The 14,772-nt window shown below is 70.2% G+C and carries 16 protein-coding genes; 8 read left to right on the top strand and 8 right to left on the bottom strand.

The window, feature by feature from the left end:
• Positions 1–56 precede the first annotated feature (56 nt).
• Together AC5P1C_RS37610 and AC5P1C_RS37605 are read right to left on the bottom strand one after the other, a co-directional pair.
• A complete protein-coding gene (locus AC5P1C_RS37610) occupies positions 57–1,388 on the bottom strand; it encodes a (2,3-dihydroxybenzoyl)adenylate synthase (protein ID WP_493870468.1) in 1,332 nt (443 codons plus the stop codon).
• A 75-nt stretch (positions 1,389–1,463) separates the two neighbouring features.
• Entirely contained in the window at positions 1,464–2,231 is a 768-nt protein-coding gene (locus AC5P1C_RS37605) for an AraC family transcriptional regulator (RefSeq protein ID WP_493870467.1), read from the bottom strand.
• A gap of 54 nt (positions 2,232–2,285) precedes the next feature.
• Here AC5P1C_RS37605 and AC5P1C_RS37600 point away from each other — a divergent pair, with 54 nt between their 5' ends.
• Positions 2,286–3,497, top strand: a complete 1,212-nt coding sequence (locus AC5P1C_RS37600; protein WP_493870466.1) for an MFS transporter — start codon at positions 2,286–2,288, stop codon at positions 3,495–3,497.
• 31 nt (positions 3,498–3,528) lie between these two features.
• Here the strand turns inward: AC5P1C_RS37600 and AC5P1C_RS37595 are convergent, their stop codons facing one another.
• Together AC5P1C_RS37595 and AC5P1C_RS37590 are read right to left on the bottom strand one after the other, a co-directional pair.
• Positions 3,529–4,011 carry a DinB family protein gene (locus tag AC5P1C_RS37595; protein ID WP_493870465.1) on the bottom strand — a complete coding sequence of 161 codons (483 nt, stop codon included), beginning with the start codon at positions 4,009–4,011 and terminating at the stop codon, positions 3,529–3,531.
• Positions 4,012–4,015: 4 nt separating this feature from the next.
• A complete protein-coding gene (locus AC5P1C_RS37590; RefSeq protein WP_493870464.1) occupies positions 4,016–4,705 on the bottom strand; it encodes an SAM-dependent methyltransferase in 690 nt (229 codons plus the stop codon).
• Positions 4,706–4,848: 143 nt separating this feature from the next.
• Between AC5P1C_RS37590 and AC5P1C_RS37585 the strand changes: the two genes are divergently transcribed.
• The 3 genes from AC5P1C_RS37585 to AC5P1C_RS37575 all read left to right on the top strand — a co-directional run bounded on the left by AC5P1C_RS37585 (position 4,849) and on the right by AC5P1C_RS37575 (position 7,677).
• Positions 4,849–5,427: a helix-turn-helix domain-containing protein gene (locus AC5P1C_RS37585; RefSeq protein ID WP_493870463.1), complete on the top strand. Its 579-nt coding sequence runs from the start codon at positions 4,849–4,851 to the stop codon at positions 5,425–5,427.
• Between the two features lie 104 nt (positions 5,428–5,531).
• On the top strand, positions 5,532–6,542 hold the full coding sequence (locus AC5P1C_RS37580) for an endonuclease/exonuclease/phosphatase family protein (protein WP_493870462.1): 1,011 nt from the start codon (positions 5,532–5,534) through the stop codon (positions 6,540–6,542).
• A gap of 115 nt (positions 6,543–6,657) precedes the next feature.
• On the top strand, positions 6,658–7,677 hold the full coding sequence (locus AC5P1C_RS37575) for a Gfo/Idh/MocA family protein (RefSeq protein ID WP_493870461.1): 1,020 nt from the start codon (positions 6,658–6,660) through the stop codon (positions 7,675–7,677).
• A gap of 96 nt (positions 7,678–7,773) precedes the next feature.
• Here AC5P1C_RS37575 and AC5P1C_RS37570 read toward each other — a convergent pair whose 3' ends face one another.
• Entirely contained in the window at positions 7,774–8,757 is a 984-nt protein-coding gene (locus AC5P1C_RS37570; protein WP_493870460.1) for an NADP-dependent oxidoreductase, read from the bottom strand.
• A 69-nt stretch (positions 8,758–8,826) separates the two neighbouring features.
• On the opposite strand from AC5P1C_RS37570, the gene AC5P1C_RS37565 reads away from it, so the two are divergent.
• Both AC5P1C_RS37565 and AC5P1C_RS37560 read left to right on the top strand, forming a co-directional pair.
• Positions 8,827–9,822: a GlxA family transcriptional regulator gene (locus AC5P1C_RS37565; RefSeq protein ID WP_493870459.1), complete on the top strand. Its 996-nt coding sequence runs from the start codon at positions 8,827–8,829 to the stop codon at positions 9,820–9,822.
• A gap of 139 nt (positions 9,823–9,961) precedes the next feature.
• Positions 9,962–10,123, top strand: coding sequence for a hypothetical protein (locus AC5P1C_RS37560; protein ID WP_493870458.1), 162 nt, complete (start codon positions 9,962–9,964; stop codon positions 10,121–10,123).
• A 113-nt stretch (positions 10,124–10,236) separates the two neighbouring features.
• On the opposite strand, the gene AC5P1C_RS37555 is transcribed toward AC5P1C_RS37560, so the two are convergent.
• The 3 genes from AC5P1C_RS37555 to AC5P1C_RS37545 all read right to left on the bottom strand — a co-directional run bounded on the left by AC5P1C_RS37555 (position 10,237) and on the right by AC5P1C_RS37545 (position 12,878).
• Positions 10,237–11,055, bottom strand: coding sequence for an alpha/beta hydrolase family protein (locus AC5P1C_RS37555; RefSeq protein WP_493870457.1), 819 nt, complete (start codon positions 11,053–11,055; stop codon positions 10,237–10,239).
• Positions 11,056–11,145: 90 nt separating this feature from the next.
• Entirely contained in the window at positions 11,146–12,225 is a 1,080-nt protein-coding gene (locus AC5P1C_RS37550) for an endonuclease/exonuclease/phosphatase family protein (protein ID WP_493870456.1), read from the bottom strand.
• Between the two features lie 23 nt (positions 12,226–12,248).
• Positions 12,249–12,878 (bottom strand): M15 family metallopeptidase, encoded by a 630-nt coding sequence (locus AC5P1C_RS37545; protein WP_493870455.1) that lies wholly within the window; start codon positions 12,876–12,878, stop codon positions 12,249–12,251.
• Between the two features lie 87 nt (positions 12,879–12,965).
• Between AC5P1C_RS37545 and AC5P1C_RS37540 the strand changes: the two genes are divergently transcribed.
• Together AC5P1C_RS37540 and AC5P1C_RS37535 are read left to right on the top strand one after the other, a co-directional pair.
• Positions 12,966–13,661, top strand: a complete 696-nt coding sequence (locus AC5P1C_RS37540; protein ID WP_493870454.1) for a response regulator transcription factor — start codon at positions 12,966–12,968, stop codon at positions 13,659–13,661.
• Entirely contained in the window at positions 13,654–14,757 is a 1,104-nt protein-coding gene (locus AC5P1C_RS37535) for a sensor histidine kinase (protein WP_493870453.1), read from the top strand. Before AC5P1C_RS37540 ends, AC5P1C_RS37535 begins: the two co-directional genes overlap by 8 nt.
• Positions 14,758–14,772 lie beyond the last annotated feature (15 nt).

Genomic DNA, 14,772 nt, shown 5'->3' with positions numbered 1-14,772 from the left:
GTCGTATGTGAGCCAACTCGTACGGGATTGTCGCAGCCGTCCCGGCCCGGAGACGCCTATGCGCGGCCTTCGACGACCAGGTCGCCGTCTTCGGTGAGGCGGGCGATGACACCGGTCTTGTGGAGACCGTCGGGCGTGAAGGCGCGGCTGTTCTCGTCGGGGGCCTTGTAGTAGCCACGCAGCGTGTAGGGGCCGCGCGTCCAGAGGTGGCCGGGAGTCCCCACCGGTACGTCGTCGCCGTCCGAATCGGTGACGCGGATCTCGTCACCGGGGGAGAGGGGGCGCCCCTGCGTGTGATGGATGACGTCTTCGGTGTCGGTGAGGCGGGTGAGGGAGAGCAGTCCCTCGGGCGTCCCGAAGACCTGTTGCAAGCGGCAGCCGAAGGTGGGTTGGATACGGGCCGCGAGCCCGGGGTGGTGACCTGCTCCGCCGATCTGGATGAGGCGCAGGCTGGAGAGGTCGTACCGACCGTCGGAGAGGGCGTCCAGCCACAGGCGCGCGACGTCGGGGACCAGGGAGGTGACGGTGACCCCCTCGGTCTCGATCGCGCGGAAGGCGTCGCCGGGTTCAGGGTCGTCGCCGATGAGGACGACGGTGCCGCCGACGGTGAGGGTGCCGACGATCCCGGGGGAGCCGAAGGCGAAGTTGGACTCGGCCGGAAGGGCCGCGAGGTAGACGTCCTCGGGGCCGAGGTCGATCAGTTCGGCCGATGCCCGGCTCTGGTACGCGTAGTCGTTGTGGGTACGCGGCACCAGAGGGGGCAGGGCCGCGGCCCCGCCCGACGGCAGCAGGAACGCGACGTCGTTGGGGTCGTACGTGCGCTCCGGGTCCATCGGGGCGTCCACGGAGCTGAGGGGAAAGAACAGACATCCGCTGAGGGCGGTGGTGAAGCCGCTCTGCGGGCCTTCGGGGCCGTCGAGAGTGAAGACGCGGCGCAGGCGCGGACGCTCATCGCTGATGGCCTCGATCATTTTGGCGTGGTCGAAGCCGCGGTGGATGCCGGGCCCTATATAGGCGGCGGCTTCAGTTGTCCGGGCGAGGTACCCGATCTCCTCGGCGCGGTACGAGGTGGGCGCGAACACCGGGACTGCGCCGGCCCGCATGAGCGCGTAGACGGTGACGACGAACTCGGGCACGTTCGGGAGCTGGACGATGACGCGGTCGCCGGAGCGGATGCCGCGGAGAGTGAGCCCGGCAGCCAGGCGGTCGACGCGGCGGTTCAGTTCGCGGTAGGTGAGACGACGTTCGCCGTGGACGAGCGCCGTGCGGGTTCCGTACGCGCGGGCGTGCCCGGCCAGGAGTTGGGGCAGCGCGGCGCCTTGGTAGAAACCCTGGTCGTAGTAGCGGCCGATGGTCTCGGGCAGGTGCGGGGTGCAGCCGTCCAGCATGGTTCGGACTCCTTCCGGGCGCCGTGTGAGGATTCGATCACGGCGGCTCAGAGTTCCATGCCGGGTGCGGAAGCTTCAAGCAAATGCCGACCACCGGTGGTGGGTCGGGTGGTGGGTTCCTGGAGTGTGTCCGAACGTGCGGCGGAAGACATCGATGAACGCGCTGGCCGACGACCATCCGCACCGGTGGGCCACGGTCGTCACGGGAGTGTTCTCGGCGAGCATGATCAGGGCGTGGTACAGGCGCAGTTGGGTGCGCCACTGCGGGAAGGTCATGCCGAGTTCGGCCTTGAAGCGGCGGGAGAGGGTGCGGTCGCTTGCGCCGACCTCCCGGCCCAGCGCGGCCAGCGTGCGGCCGTCGGCCGGATCCGCGTGAAGGATCTCGCACACCGCCTGCAGCTGCGGCGTGGTCGGGGCGGGCAGGTGTAAGGGCTGCTGGGCCGAGGCCCGCAACTGGTCGAGGAGCACGGCCCGCAACCGCCGTCGCTCAGGGCTCTCGTCGTGCGGGGTGTGCGTGTAGGCGAGGATCAGTTCCCGCAGGAGGGGGCCGACGGCCAGCACGGTCGGCTCGTCGAGACCGAGCGGATTGTCCTTCGCGGGCAGGCCGACCAGGTGCAGTTCCAGGTCGCCGTGCGCCTGGTGCGCGTGCGTGGTCCCGGCGGGAACCCAGATGGCGCGCGTGGCCGGTGCGATCCACGAGCCGGTGCTCGTCGTCACGGCGAGGACTCCCCGGCCCGCGTAGACGATCTGGTGGTCGTCGTGGCGGTGGGCGCCGATCGCCGCCCCGGACGCCATCGGCTGGGTGCGGGTCGGCGCGACAGGCTGGTGGCGGATTTCTGTCATTACTTGGCAGTTTATCGGAAGCGCGACAGGTGGCCGGGCGGTGACTCTGGTGACGTGTCAAGAAAGCAATCGATCACTCTGCTGTCGGTCGGCCATGCCTGCGTGGACATCTATCAGGGCTCGGTCGCCTCCCTCGTCCCCTTCTTCGTGGCCGAGCGTGCGTACACCTATGCCGCGGTCTCGGGCATCGTGCTCGCCGCGTCGCTGCTGTCCTCGGTGGCCCAGCCCGTGTTCGGGATGCTCACCGACCGCTGGGCGATGCCCTGGATCCTGCCGGTGAGCACGATCCTCGGCGGACTCGGCATCGCCCTGAGCGGCCTGAGCGGCTCCTACACACTGACGTTGCTGTTCGTGGCGGTGTCCGGCGTCGGGGTCGCCGCCTACCACCCCGAGTCCGCCCGCGTCGCAAGGCTCGTCAGCAAGGGCAGCCACAGCGCGATGGGCTGGTTCTCGGTCGGCGGCAATCTGGGCTTCGCCGCCGCGCCCCTCATGGTCACCGCCGTCGTCGCCTCCGGCGGCCTGCGCCTGTCACCGCTGCTCGTCCTGCCGGCCCTCGTCGGCAGTGTGCTCTGCCTGCCGGTCCTCCACACACTGGGCAAGACGGGACGCGACGGCTCCGGCCCCGCGGCCGTGGTGGGCACCGACGACAAGGCGTCGTTCGTGAAGCTGTCGCTGGCCGTGGTCTTCCGGTCCATCGTCTTCGTCTGCCTGAGTACGTTCATCGCGCTCTACGCCCGGCAGCGCATGGGAGGCAGTGCGGCAGCCGGCACCGCGGCACTCTTCGTCCTGTACATCGGCGGGGCGGTCGGCTCCATCCTGGGCGGCAATCTGGCCGACCGCTGGGACCGGGTCAACGTCGCAGGCTGGTCCTACCTCCTCTCGATCGTCGCCGTCGCGGGCACCGTGTTCGTCCCCGGCCCGGTGTTCTACGTGTTCGTGGCGCTGACCTCCATCGGCCTGTACGTCCCCTTCTCGCTGCAGATCACCCTCGGCCAGGACTACCTGCCCACACGTGTCGGCACCGCCGGCGGAGTCACGTTGGGGCTGACTGTCAGCGTCGGTGGCCTGGTCAGCCCGCTCGTCGGCAGCATCGCCGACGCGACATCCCTGCGTACCGCGCTGGCTCCGCTGATCCTGATGCCCGTACTGAGCTGGCTGTTGTTTCGCACCCTGCCGGAACCCTCCGGGCCGAAGCCCGCGGTGGTGGCAGAGCAGACCGGAGACGACGCGGATGCCGCACCTTCTCCGGCGCACGACCTCCGCTGACGGTGGAGGGTCATGGCGGCGCGTCGGCCGGTCAGCGACCCGTGGATCCGTCGATCTGCTCACGGAGGATGTCGGCGTGGCCGGTGTGCCGACCGGTCTCTTCGATCATGTGCACCAGGACCCATCGCATCGAGGGCCCCGGCCCGCGGCGCGGGGGTCGCGGTGCGGGAAGCGTCAGATCCGGGCAGGCGTCGATGACTTGGTTCGCCCGCTCGACGGTCTCGCGGTAGTCGGCGAGCACGCCGTCGATGGTGTCCTGCGCGGAAGGGCGGAGGGTCGCGGGCCAGCCGCCGGCATCCTCTCCGAGGAAGTAGAAGCGTTCGACGTACGCAAGATGCTTGAGCAGCCCCAGAAGACTGGTGCCCGAAGGCACGCCGCCCGTTCGGACTTGGGGTTCCGGCGCGCCCGCGACCTTGTCCGCGATCGAGTTCCGCAGGTAGTCGAGGAAGCCTTGCAGGGTGGCCTTTTCGTCGGCGCCGGTCCGTGGAGGTCCGGTGTCCTTCGCGCGAGTCATCGCGTCACTCCGTTCCGACGTGAACGTGCACACGCTGGACGAGCAGGACGTTGTCGGTGACGTCGGCGGTCTCACCGGTGGGCCCGGTGGCCTGCCGCCGGGGCATGTCGGAGCGCAGTACGGACCAGTGCGCGGGGTCGAGTTCGAGTTCGGCGGCGATCTCGGCGGGTGTGGGGTAGTGGATGTCGGGGTCCTGGTTCCACGACCAGGGGGCGGTGGAGCCGTGGTCGACGACGAGCAGGAGGCCGCCGGGTCGCAGTGCCTGAGCGGCGGTACGCAGGACTTGGCCGCGGGGGAACGCGAACGGGGTGTGGAAGTACTGGGCGGAGACGAGATCGAACGGCCCGGCAGGGAAACTCCTCGCCAGGTCGTGCTGTTCGGCGACGACCCGGTCCCCGACGCCGAGAGCCCGCGCCTGGTCCCGCACCCGCTCGACGGCCGTCGTGGAGATGTCCACGGCGGTGACGTGCCAGCCCTGCTGGGCGAGCCACAGGGTGTCGCCGCCCGAGCCGCAGCCCAGATCCAGGGCGCTGCCGGGGCGAAGGGGTGCGGCGGTCTCGGCGAGGAGCGGGTTGACGCGGGCGCCTGCGGCGCGGCGGGTGCGGTAATGCCGCTCCCAGAACAGCTCGGCGCCTTCGTCCGCCGTGTCCTGGTCGCCTGTGGCATGGGCGGTGGCACTTCGGGTGGAGTCCATCTGAGTTGCCCTTTCGTCGTCCGGCATGCCGAGCGTGATCGGATCGCATCCGATCCGCGATGTCGACGCCGGTGATGTACCGACAGCATCGGCACCGCTGTTTCTCCCTTGCAAGAAAAGTTGCGGATCCGCATCATCGGGGCATGGAAAACTCCGCAGAAGACGTCTTGGCCGGAGTAGGGCCGCGCCTCCGTGCCCTGCGCCAGGCACGGAGCGCCACGCTGGCGGGGCTGGCACAGGAAACCGGCCTCACCGCGAGCACCCTGTCCCGCCTGGAGAACGGCAGGCTCCGCCCCACGCTCGAGCAACTGCTGCCCCTGGCCCGCGCGCACGGCGTACCGCTCGACGACCTGGTCGCGGCGCCGCCCACCGGCGACCCGCGCGTCCACCTGCGACCGGTGCGGCGATCCGGCCTCGTGATGGTGCCGCTGACCAGACGGGCCGGCGGCATCCAGGCGTACAAGGTGATCTATCCGCCCGCCGGCCGAGCACCCACCTTGAACCTGCAGACCCACGAGGGATACGAGTGGTTCTACGTCCTCAACGGCCACGTCCGTTTCGTGCTCGGCGAGGAGGAGTTCCAGCTCGGAGTCGGCGAGGCGGCGGAGTTCGACACCGGCACACCCCACTGGATCGGCAGCGCGGACAGTCAACCGGCAGAGCTGCTGGCCCTGTTCGGCGCACAGGGAGAGCGGGCACATCTGGCACCGTCGGGCCAGTGACCCGCCCCCTTGTGAGGGCCGGAGCGATCACCGCCCGTACTCTGGCGCGAGAAGGCGCGGAGGAGGTGAGAGGGCTGACGCACACCGGAGTGGCGGACTCCGCCGTGAGCACGCGGCGCGCGGCCAAGGGCAGCGACAAGGGTTCCTGCCGCCGCGGCCGCAAGTGGGCCCTCCTCGCCTGCGGCACGCTGATCGCCCTGCTGCTGGTCCTGCTCGTCGTACGGCTGACGGGCCTCGATGCGGGAACCCCGCTCGCCGTGCCGGTGGTTCTGTTCCCCCATGCCGCCGTACTCGCCGTGCTCGCACTGACCGCCACGATCGCCACCCCCGCTCTGCGCAACCTGTGGCTGGTCATCGTCGCCGCAGCGCTCGCAGTTGCCTACGTTGTGCTGCTGGTGCCGCGGTTCATCCCGCACGACCAGCGGCACATCCCGGCGCAGGCAACCGAGTTGCGCGTGGCCGCCCTCAACACCCATGTCGGCAGGGTGGATACGCGTGCGGTGGTGCGGTTGGTGAAGTCCGAACGGATAGATGTCCTGGCCGTGCAGGAGCTGCCGTCCGCAGGGATCAAGGCGCTCGCCGAAGCCGGCTTGGGCAAGGTTCTGCCGTACCAGGAGCTCCATCCCGAGAACGACTCCTCGTTCTACTCGCGGATTCCGCTGACGCGCGGCGGCCCGCTGAAGGCGGACACCGCCTGGCCCCAGACCAGCGCACAGGTGACGGTCGGAGGACGCACCGTACGGCTGGTGGCCGTTCACACGTACTACCCGCTCGGTGACGCGCAGCGATGGACCCGGGACATGACCGCCCTCACCGCCGTCGCCCATGACAGCGGCCCCGACACGGTGTTCATGGGCGACTTCAACGCCACTCTCGACCACGCACCCATGCGCGAACTGCTCTCATCGGGCGGGCTCATCGACGTGCACGCCGAACTCGGCAAGGGCTGGGCCCGCACCTGGCCGGCCAACAAGAGCCTCCTGCCACCCCTGGTACAGCTCGACCACGTTCTGCACGGCTCGGGTCTGGCGGGCATATCGGTAGACGAGCGGACCATGCCGGGCACGGACCACCGGGCAGTCATCGCCACGTTGGCGCTGCTGCCCAACCGATGAAGGGGCCGCTGTCCCTGATGTCTCTGCTGATGTTGACGGTGCGGCGGATCGGGGATTCTGTCGCTGGAGATGCGGTGCGGGAGAGTCCCTCACCGGGAGAGGAGACAGCATCCTCATGTCAGGTGAGCGAGAACTCGGTGTTGCCGTCATCGGAACCGGGAAGATGGGCGCGGATCATGTGCGCCGGATCCATGAGGTCATCAGCGGGGCGCGCGTGGCGGCCGTCGTGGACATCGAGGCGGACCGGGCGAAGTCGCTCGCCGACGCGATCGACGGGTGTACGGCCTACACGGAGGCCGCGGCCGCCATGTCGGCGGACGAGGTGGACGCCGTACTCATCGCCTCTCCCGGCCCCGCCCACGAGGCGGCCCTGATCGAAGCCCTGGGCCGCGATCTGCCGGTGCTGTGCGAGAAGCCGATGACTCCGGACGCGGCATCCGCCCTGCGCATCCTGGAGGCGGAGCAGCGTCTCGGTCGCCGCCGCATCCAGGTCGGCTTCATGCGGCGCTACGACGGCGAGTACGCCAAGCTCAAAAGGCTGCTGGACAGCGGTGCGTTGGGTGCGGCGCTGATGCTGCACCAGCGGCACCGCAACCTGGACATGCCGCCGGGATTCACCGACGAGATGCTCATCAGCAGTTCGGTCTCGCACGAGGTGGACGCGACCCGCTGGCTGCTCGACCAGGAGATCACCGCGATCACCGTGCTCAAGCCGACGGCGTCGTCGTACGCCCCGGCAGGCATGAACGACCCCCAGTTCGTCCTCCTGCAGACCGCGTCGGGCGCGCTCGTCGACGTCGAGATCTTCGGGCACTGCGGGTACGGCTACCAGGTGCAGGCCGAAGCGGTCTGCGAGCGGGGCACCGTGCGCATCGGGGACGAGCCGGGGCCCCGGGTCAGCGCCGACGGCCGCTGGGGAGGCCGCGTCCCTCCGGACTACGTCGAGCGTTTCGAGGACGCCTACGACCGCGAGGTGCAGGCCTGGGTGGACGCCACCCGCAGGGGCGAGGCCACCGGCCCCAGTGCCTGGGACGGCTATGCGACGGCGGCCGTGTGCGAGGCGGGCATCGCGTCCCAGCGCGAGGGTGGGCGCGTCGAGGTCGTACTGGCCGAGCGACCCGTGTTCTACGCGTAGGCCCGCGCGTGCACCGTGCGGCAGGCGGGGCGGGCGGCACCGGTCCGGTGCCGCCCGCCCCGCCTGCTCTGTGCCGCCCGCGCGGCACCGCCGCGCCTACGGGCGGACCGTCAGCACCAGCTTCCCCGTGACGCGGCCCGTCTCACCCTGCGCGTGGGCCTTGGCGGCATCGGCGAGCGGGTACGTGTCCGAGACGTGGACCCGCAGTTGCCCGGACTCGGCGAGTCCCGCGATCGCCGTCATGCCCGCCTGGTCGTGTTCCACCAGCATGTCCGTGGCCCGCACGCCCAACTCGGCTGCGCGCTCGGTCACTTCCCCGAAGTTGCCCGGCAGGATCGACACCAGGATGCCGCCCGGCCGCAGCACCTCCAGGGAGCGCAGCCGGTCATCGCCGCCCAGCGGGTCGAGGACCACGTCGATGTCGTGGGCCTCCTTCACGAAGTCCGCGGTGCGGTAGTCGATGACCTCGTCCGCGCCCAGGCCGCGTACGAAGTCGTGCTTGGCAGCGGAGGCCGTGCCGATGACGTACGCGCCGCGTGCCTTGGCGATCTGCACCGCGGCATGGCCCACGCCGCCTGCCGCCGCGTGCACCAACACCCGCTGTCCCGGCTCCAGGCGGGCGTTGTCGACGAGGGCCTGCCAGGCGGTGAGCGCGACCAGCGGCAGGGCGCCCGCCTCGATGTGGCTCAGCCCGGCGGGCCGCGGCACGAAGGCGCGGGTGGGCCCGGTGACGTACTCGGCGTGCGAGCCGGCCCCGTACGGATAGGGCAGCATGCCGAACACCTCGTCGCCCGGCTGGAACAGCGAGACGCCGATGCCGACCTCCTCGACGACGCCCGACACGTCCCAGCCGAGCGTGAACGGCGGCTTGCCCAGGAAGGCGCCGAACCTGCGGTGCTTCCAGTCGGTCGGGTTCACGCCCGCCGCGTGCACGGCGACGAGGATCTGGCCGATGCCGGGCCTGGGGCGCGCGACCTCGACCTCCTTCAGTACCTCGGGTTCGCCCAGGGCGTCCTGCCTGATGGCCTTCATGGTCGGCTGGTTCGGCTCTGCGGGCTGAGAAGCGGTGTCGTTGGTCATGGGTCCAGCGTGCGGCAAAGGCCTGACCTGGGCAATGGCAAGATAGCCATTCAGCGATAGGATCGTGCCATGGCTTCGATGGAATTCCCCGCTGACCGCCCGCACCGCGTGGTCGTCCTCGCGCTCGACGGCGTCTATCCCTTCGAGCTGGGCATCCCGGACCGCGTCTTCACGATGGTCCCCGGGGCTTACGAGGTGGTGACCTGCGCGGCGACGGACGACCGTACGGTGTCCACCAACGCGGACTTCACCATCACCGTCGGGCACGGCCCCGAGGCGCTTGAGAGTGCGGACACGGTGGTCATGCCTCCGTACGACCTGAGCCGCATCACCGCAGAGCTGTCCGAGCCGGTCCGCGACGCGCTGGCCCGCATCAGGCCGGGCACGCGGTTCGTATCCATCTGCACCGGGGCGTTCACGCTCGCCGCAGCCGGACTGCTCGACGGGCGGCCGGCGACGACGCACTGGGCGCTCGCGGACCACTTCCGCGAGATGTACCCCCAAGTGGCCCTGGATCCGGACGTGTTGTTCGTGGACGACGGGGACGTACTCACCTCGGCGGGCGCCGCGTCCGGCATGGACGTGTGCCTGCACGTGGTGCGCTCCGACCACGGCAGCGCGGTCGCCAACCGGGTCGCGCGGCACTGCGTCGTGCCACCGTGGCGGGAGGGCGGCCAGGCCCAGTACATCGAGCAGCCGATACCGGAAGACGGGGTCACCGGCACCGCCGCCACCCGTGCCTGGGCCCTGGAGCACCTCGACCGTTCGCTCGCCCTGCGGGAGTTGGCCGCTCATGCCCGGATGAGCCCACGCACCTTCGCGCGCCGTTTCCAGGAGGAGACGGGCATGAGCCCTGGCCGGTGGCTGATCCAGCAGCGGGTGCACCGGGCCCGGCAGTTGCTGGAGTCCAGCGACCTGCCGGTCGACCGGGTCGCGGCGGAGGTCGGTTTCGCCACCGGGACGTCGCTGCGACAGCACCTGCAGGCGGCCATCGGAGTGTCGCCGCAGGCGTACCGGAGGACTTTTCAGGCCGGGGCAGGGGCTGCGGCGGCGGTCGGTACCTAGGTGAAGGCCGGTCCGAAGGGCCAAATCAAGGCCTGGATCAAGGCCCGGCAGTAGATGTAGCAGCCAGCTTTCAGAGGTGGGGTTGCACTGGTTCTGTTACTGCACGCAAAGGTGCGTGCACCGACAGTGAGGAAAGAACATGGGTAACCGCCAGTCCCCCCAGGACAAGAACCGCGCCCGGCGCGAGCAGGAGCGCAGCAAGCAGCAGCCCCGTCGCCGTGACGAGCAGCCCGACGTCGAGAGGGCGGAGAAGCACCAGCGCCCCGAGCCGGGCAAGCCTGCCGGCGACATGGACTTCTAGGGCTGGCGGGCCCTGACTGCGGCGCCCCACCCTGCCTCTGACGAGGCGGGGTGGGGCGCCTCGGTTTTCCACGGGAACGCACGTTCCCCCGACCCCACTCACCTCACCTCACCTCACCTCACCTCGCCGCGCACCTGGCGCGCAGCGGCGATGTGGCGCCGGAACCACCCGACCAGGCCGATGTCCACCTGGTGGGCCAGCGGCAGCTGTGGCGCGGGCTCGATGCCGGGCTCCTCGGCGAGCGGATGCGCAAGGCCGGGAATCGGCAGCAGTTCGCCCCGCTCCCCGAGCGCGTCGACGAGGTCCGACGCATCGGCCCGCAGCCCCGGGTGATCCAGGTCGCCGCTGACGACCAGGAGCGGCGCGCGACCGGCGATGGCTTCCGCCTTGGCGACGAAGTCCAAGCCGTCGACGGCCTTCTCCGAGGCTGCGTCGTACGGATAGTCGCCCGGGAACAGATCGACGACCGACCGCATCCGGATGGCGGCGTTGACGACGGCCCCCGCGAAGACCGGAGTCTCGGTGTCGGCGAGGACCCGCAGCGCGACAGCCCCGCCCAGCGACCCGCCCAGCACGCCGATCGGGCCGTCATCGACCGGCAACTGCGCACGGACCGACGCCAGCGCGGCCGGGAACTCCTCGGCAGCCTGCCGCACGAACGGCTCCAGGTAGGACATCAGGACGTCCTCGCGGACCAGTTCCCATCCGGCGTCCATGCTGCCGTCGACCATGCGCGCCCCGCACATCGGCATCCCGAGGTGCACCCGCCACGCGGGCAGGTCGTTCATCGGCAGCGCGGCGGCGGACGCCGCATCGGACCTCGGCGCGTCCAGCATGTGCCAGGTGACGATCAGCGGCGCGGCCCCGCCGTCGGCCGGCGGCAGCGCGGTGAACGGCACACCGGCCGCCGTGCCCGTGATGGGTGACTCCATGCGGCCACGGTAAGTCCGCGCCGCGGAGAGGGAGTCGGGTATCTGCCACCAGCGAAGCCGGGTATGCCGACGGCCCTGTGCCGCTGACGTTCACCAGCTGATTCCTGCCGCCACCGGGCGGTGATCGCTGCCGGTGGCCGGCAGCACCCACGAGCTCTCCGGCTGCACGCCCCGGACCAGGATCTGGTCGATCCGCGCCACGGGGAACTGCGCCGGCCAGCTGAAGCCGAAGCCGTCCCCGGCCGAGTCCTGGGCCGATCGCATCTGCGAGGTGATGCCGTCCAGTGCGCGGTCGTTCGGGGTGCCGTTGAGGTCACCGAGCAGGACCACCCGCCCGTTCCGCTCGGAGGTGAGGGCCTCACCGAGCGCTCGGGCGTTCCTGTCCCGCGAGCCCGTCCAGAATCCTGTCCTGGGGTTGACCCGAACGGACCCCAGGTGGACCACATACACCGCGAGGGGCCCCCGGTCCGTGGCCACCGTCGTACGCAGCGCCCGGTTGTCGACCAGCTTGACCTCGGCCGGCTTGGCGTCCCCCAGCGGCCCGACGTCCTGCTCGATGTCGACCGGCCGGGTGCCGGACAGCGGCAGCCTGCTCCACACCCCCACCGTGCCCTGCACCGTGTGGTGCGGATACGCCTTCGCCAGCTCCTTCTCGTATGTACCCCGGGCCTGCCGGGTGATCTCCTCGAGGGCCAGCACGTCGGCGCCGGAGGAGGCCAGGTCGCGGGCGGTGCCGGCCGGGTCGGGGTTGTCGGCGCCGACGTTGTGGCTGACCAGGGTGAGGTCGCCGCGTCCGTGGGACTTGTCGCCGAGCAGCCCGCCGAAGAGGTTCAGCCACACGATGACCGGCAGCAGCAGCGCGACCACCGCGGAGGCGGAACGGCGCCAGAGAGCGCAGGCAAGGAGCACCGGGATGAACAGGCCGAACCACGGCAGGGACGTCTCCACCAGGCTGCCGAGACCCCCGCGGTCCGTGATCTGCGCGTGCAGCAACATCAGCAGGCCGAGCAGCAGCGCAAGCGCCGCGAGCACCAGGCCGCGCCTCCAGGGCTCCGGCCGGGAGCCGATGCGGATCGCCCGGCGGATTCCCGCGCGCCGCGTACCGGAGCCGGAGTCCTGGCGGTCGGCACCCTCCTGGCCGGTCTGTTCCACCGTGTCGATCTGCACCATCGTCTGTCCTCGCTCACTGCCGGTCACTGCTGCATCCTCGGGTCCTGGGTGGGGTCGGCGTACATCGGCGGGCAGCGGCGGTCGATCGCTTCGGGGCGCAGCTCGTAGTGCCACGGCTCGTTCCGGTAGATCTGACAGAGCCCGTACGCGGCGCCGTGTTCGGACAGCCACCGCGTCGCGTCGGAGCGGCCGATGTCGACGGCGTCCCCCGATACGTGAGGGGACGTCTTTGCGGTGGCCACCCACCTGGCGGCCTCGGCCTCGGATCCGTACTCGGCCACCGCTTTGCGGACGAGCTCTTCCTGGTATTCCGGGGACCGCCAGCCGCTATTGACGTAAAGGTCGACTCCATCGCTCTCGGCATCCTTCGCCGCCTGGCGGAGGGCCTTGAGTAAATCCGGGCCGAGTCTGGCCACGGCCGGAATGTCGTCGTCGAAGAGTGTCGTGCCGTCGGGGACGGCGCCGTCGGCCTCTCCCAGCGCACCACGGGGCAATGAGGATGGTGCGGACGAGGAGCCCGATGAAGGCGAGGAGTTCTGTGCCTGACAGCCGAGGGTCGCGGCGATCGCCGCGACGACGGCAATCAGGCCTACGACAAGGCGCCGGTGAATCCGGCGGATCGTCGTCGGCGCCGATGGCGGGATGTGATTCATGGAGCCAGTCAAGGCAGTGCGGTGTTGCCGTCAGGTATCGGATTTTCGATACGCGGACGATAGGTGCCGCCTCGTAGCATCAAGGGCATGCGTGTGCTGATCGTCGAGGACGAACCCTTTCTGGCAGAAGCCGTCCGCGACGGTCTGCGCCTGGCAGCGATCGCGGCCGACATCGCAGGTGACGGCGACACCGCTCTGGAACTCCTGAGCGTCAACGCCTACGACATCGCCGTCCTGGACCGCGACATCCCTGGACCGTCCGGTGACGAGATCGCCCAACGCATCGTCGCCTCCGGCAGCGGCATGCCGATCCTTATGCTCACCGCGGCCGACCGGCTCGACGACAAGGCATCCGGGTTCGGACTCGGCGCCGACGACTACCTGACGAAACCCTTCGAACTGCAAGAACTCGTGTTCAGGCTCAGGGCACTCGACCGCAGACGCGCCCACAACAGGCCGCCCGTACGCGAGATCGCGGGCCTGCGGCTCGATCCGTTCCGCCGCGAGGTCTACCGCGACGGGCGCTACGTCGCGCTCACCCGGAAGCAGTTCGCCGTGCTCGAAGTCCTCGTCGCCGACGAAGGCGGTGTCGTCAGCGCCGAAGAACTCCTGGAACGCGCGTGGGACGCCAACGCCGACCCGTTCACCAACGCCGTACGCATCACGGTCTCCGCCCTGCGCAAACGGCTCGGCGAGCCCTGGATCATCGCCACCGTGCCAGGTGTCGGCTACCGCATCGACGCGACGCCCGGCACCGGGCGCGGGAGCGGTGACCGTGGATAGGAGGTCCGGCCTGAGCATCCGCCTCAAGCTCACCCTCAGCTACGCCGGATTCCTCATGCTCGCGGGGGTCCTGCTCCTCGGCGCCGCGGGGTACTTCCTGCTGCGCAAGGGGTGGTTGCGGACCAACGAACAAGGGGCGTGGCAACAGAGTCCGGGCACCGATCTCGTACGCGGTTTCGCGCCGACGGCAGCCGCGGTCATGGTGTTCCTCCTGGTCTTCGGCCTCCTGGGAGGATGGCTCCTCGCCGGCCGGATGCTCGCGCCCATGGACCGCATCACATACGCCACCCGGGCGGCGGCGGCCGGGTCACTGTCCCACCGGATCCGGCTGCCGGGACGCAAGGATGAGTTCCGCGAACTTGCCGACGCCTTCGACACGATGCTTGCGCAGCTCGAAGCGCACATCGCGGAACAGCAGAGATTCGCGGCCAACGCCTCCCACGAGTTGCGCACGCCGCTGGCGGTCTCGAAGTCGCTGCTCGACGTGGCCCGCAGCGATCCGAACCACGACACCGGCGAACTCGTCGACCGCCTTCACGCCGTCAACACCCGCGCCATCGACCTCACCGAGGCCCTGCTCCTGCTCAGCCGCGCCAACCAGCGGTCCTTCACCCGCGAACACGTCGACCTGTCCCTCATGGCGGAAGAAGCCACCGAAACGCTCCTCCCTCTGGCGGAGAGGCACGGCGTCACCCTGGAGACCAGCGGGGACATCGCCCCCACGATCGGCTCGGAAGCGCTCCTGCTGCAGCTGACCACGAACCTCGTGCACAACGCGATCGTCCACAACCTCCCCGAACAAGGCACGGTGTGGGTCCATACCGGCGTCCGCCCCCAGACCGTGGTGCTCACCGTCGAGAACACCGGCGAGCAGCTCACCCCGGAACGGGCCGCGACACTCACCGAACCGTTCCAGCGCGGCACCGAACGCGTACACGCGGGCCACCAGGGCGTCGGCCTCGGCCTGGCGATCGTCAAGACCATCACCCAGGCACACGACGGAACGCTCACCCTCACCCCGCGCCCTGCCGGCGGACTCCGCATCACCGTGGAATTCCCCGGGGAGGACCCGCGGGGCCACTACCCGGAACGCTGAGCACGGTTGTCTTGC

The organism is Streptomyces sp. A18 (assembly GCF_059026065.1).
Note: the sequence above shows the minus strand (reverse complement) of the source record. Positions and strands in the feature narration are given on the sequence as shown.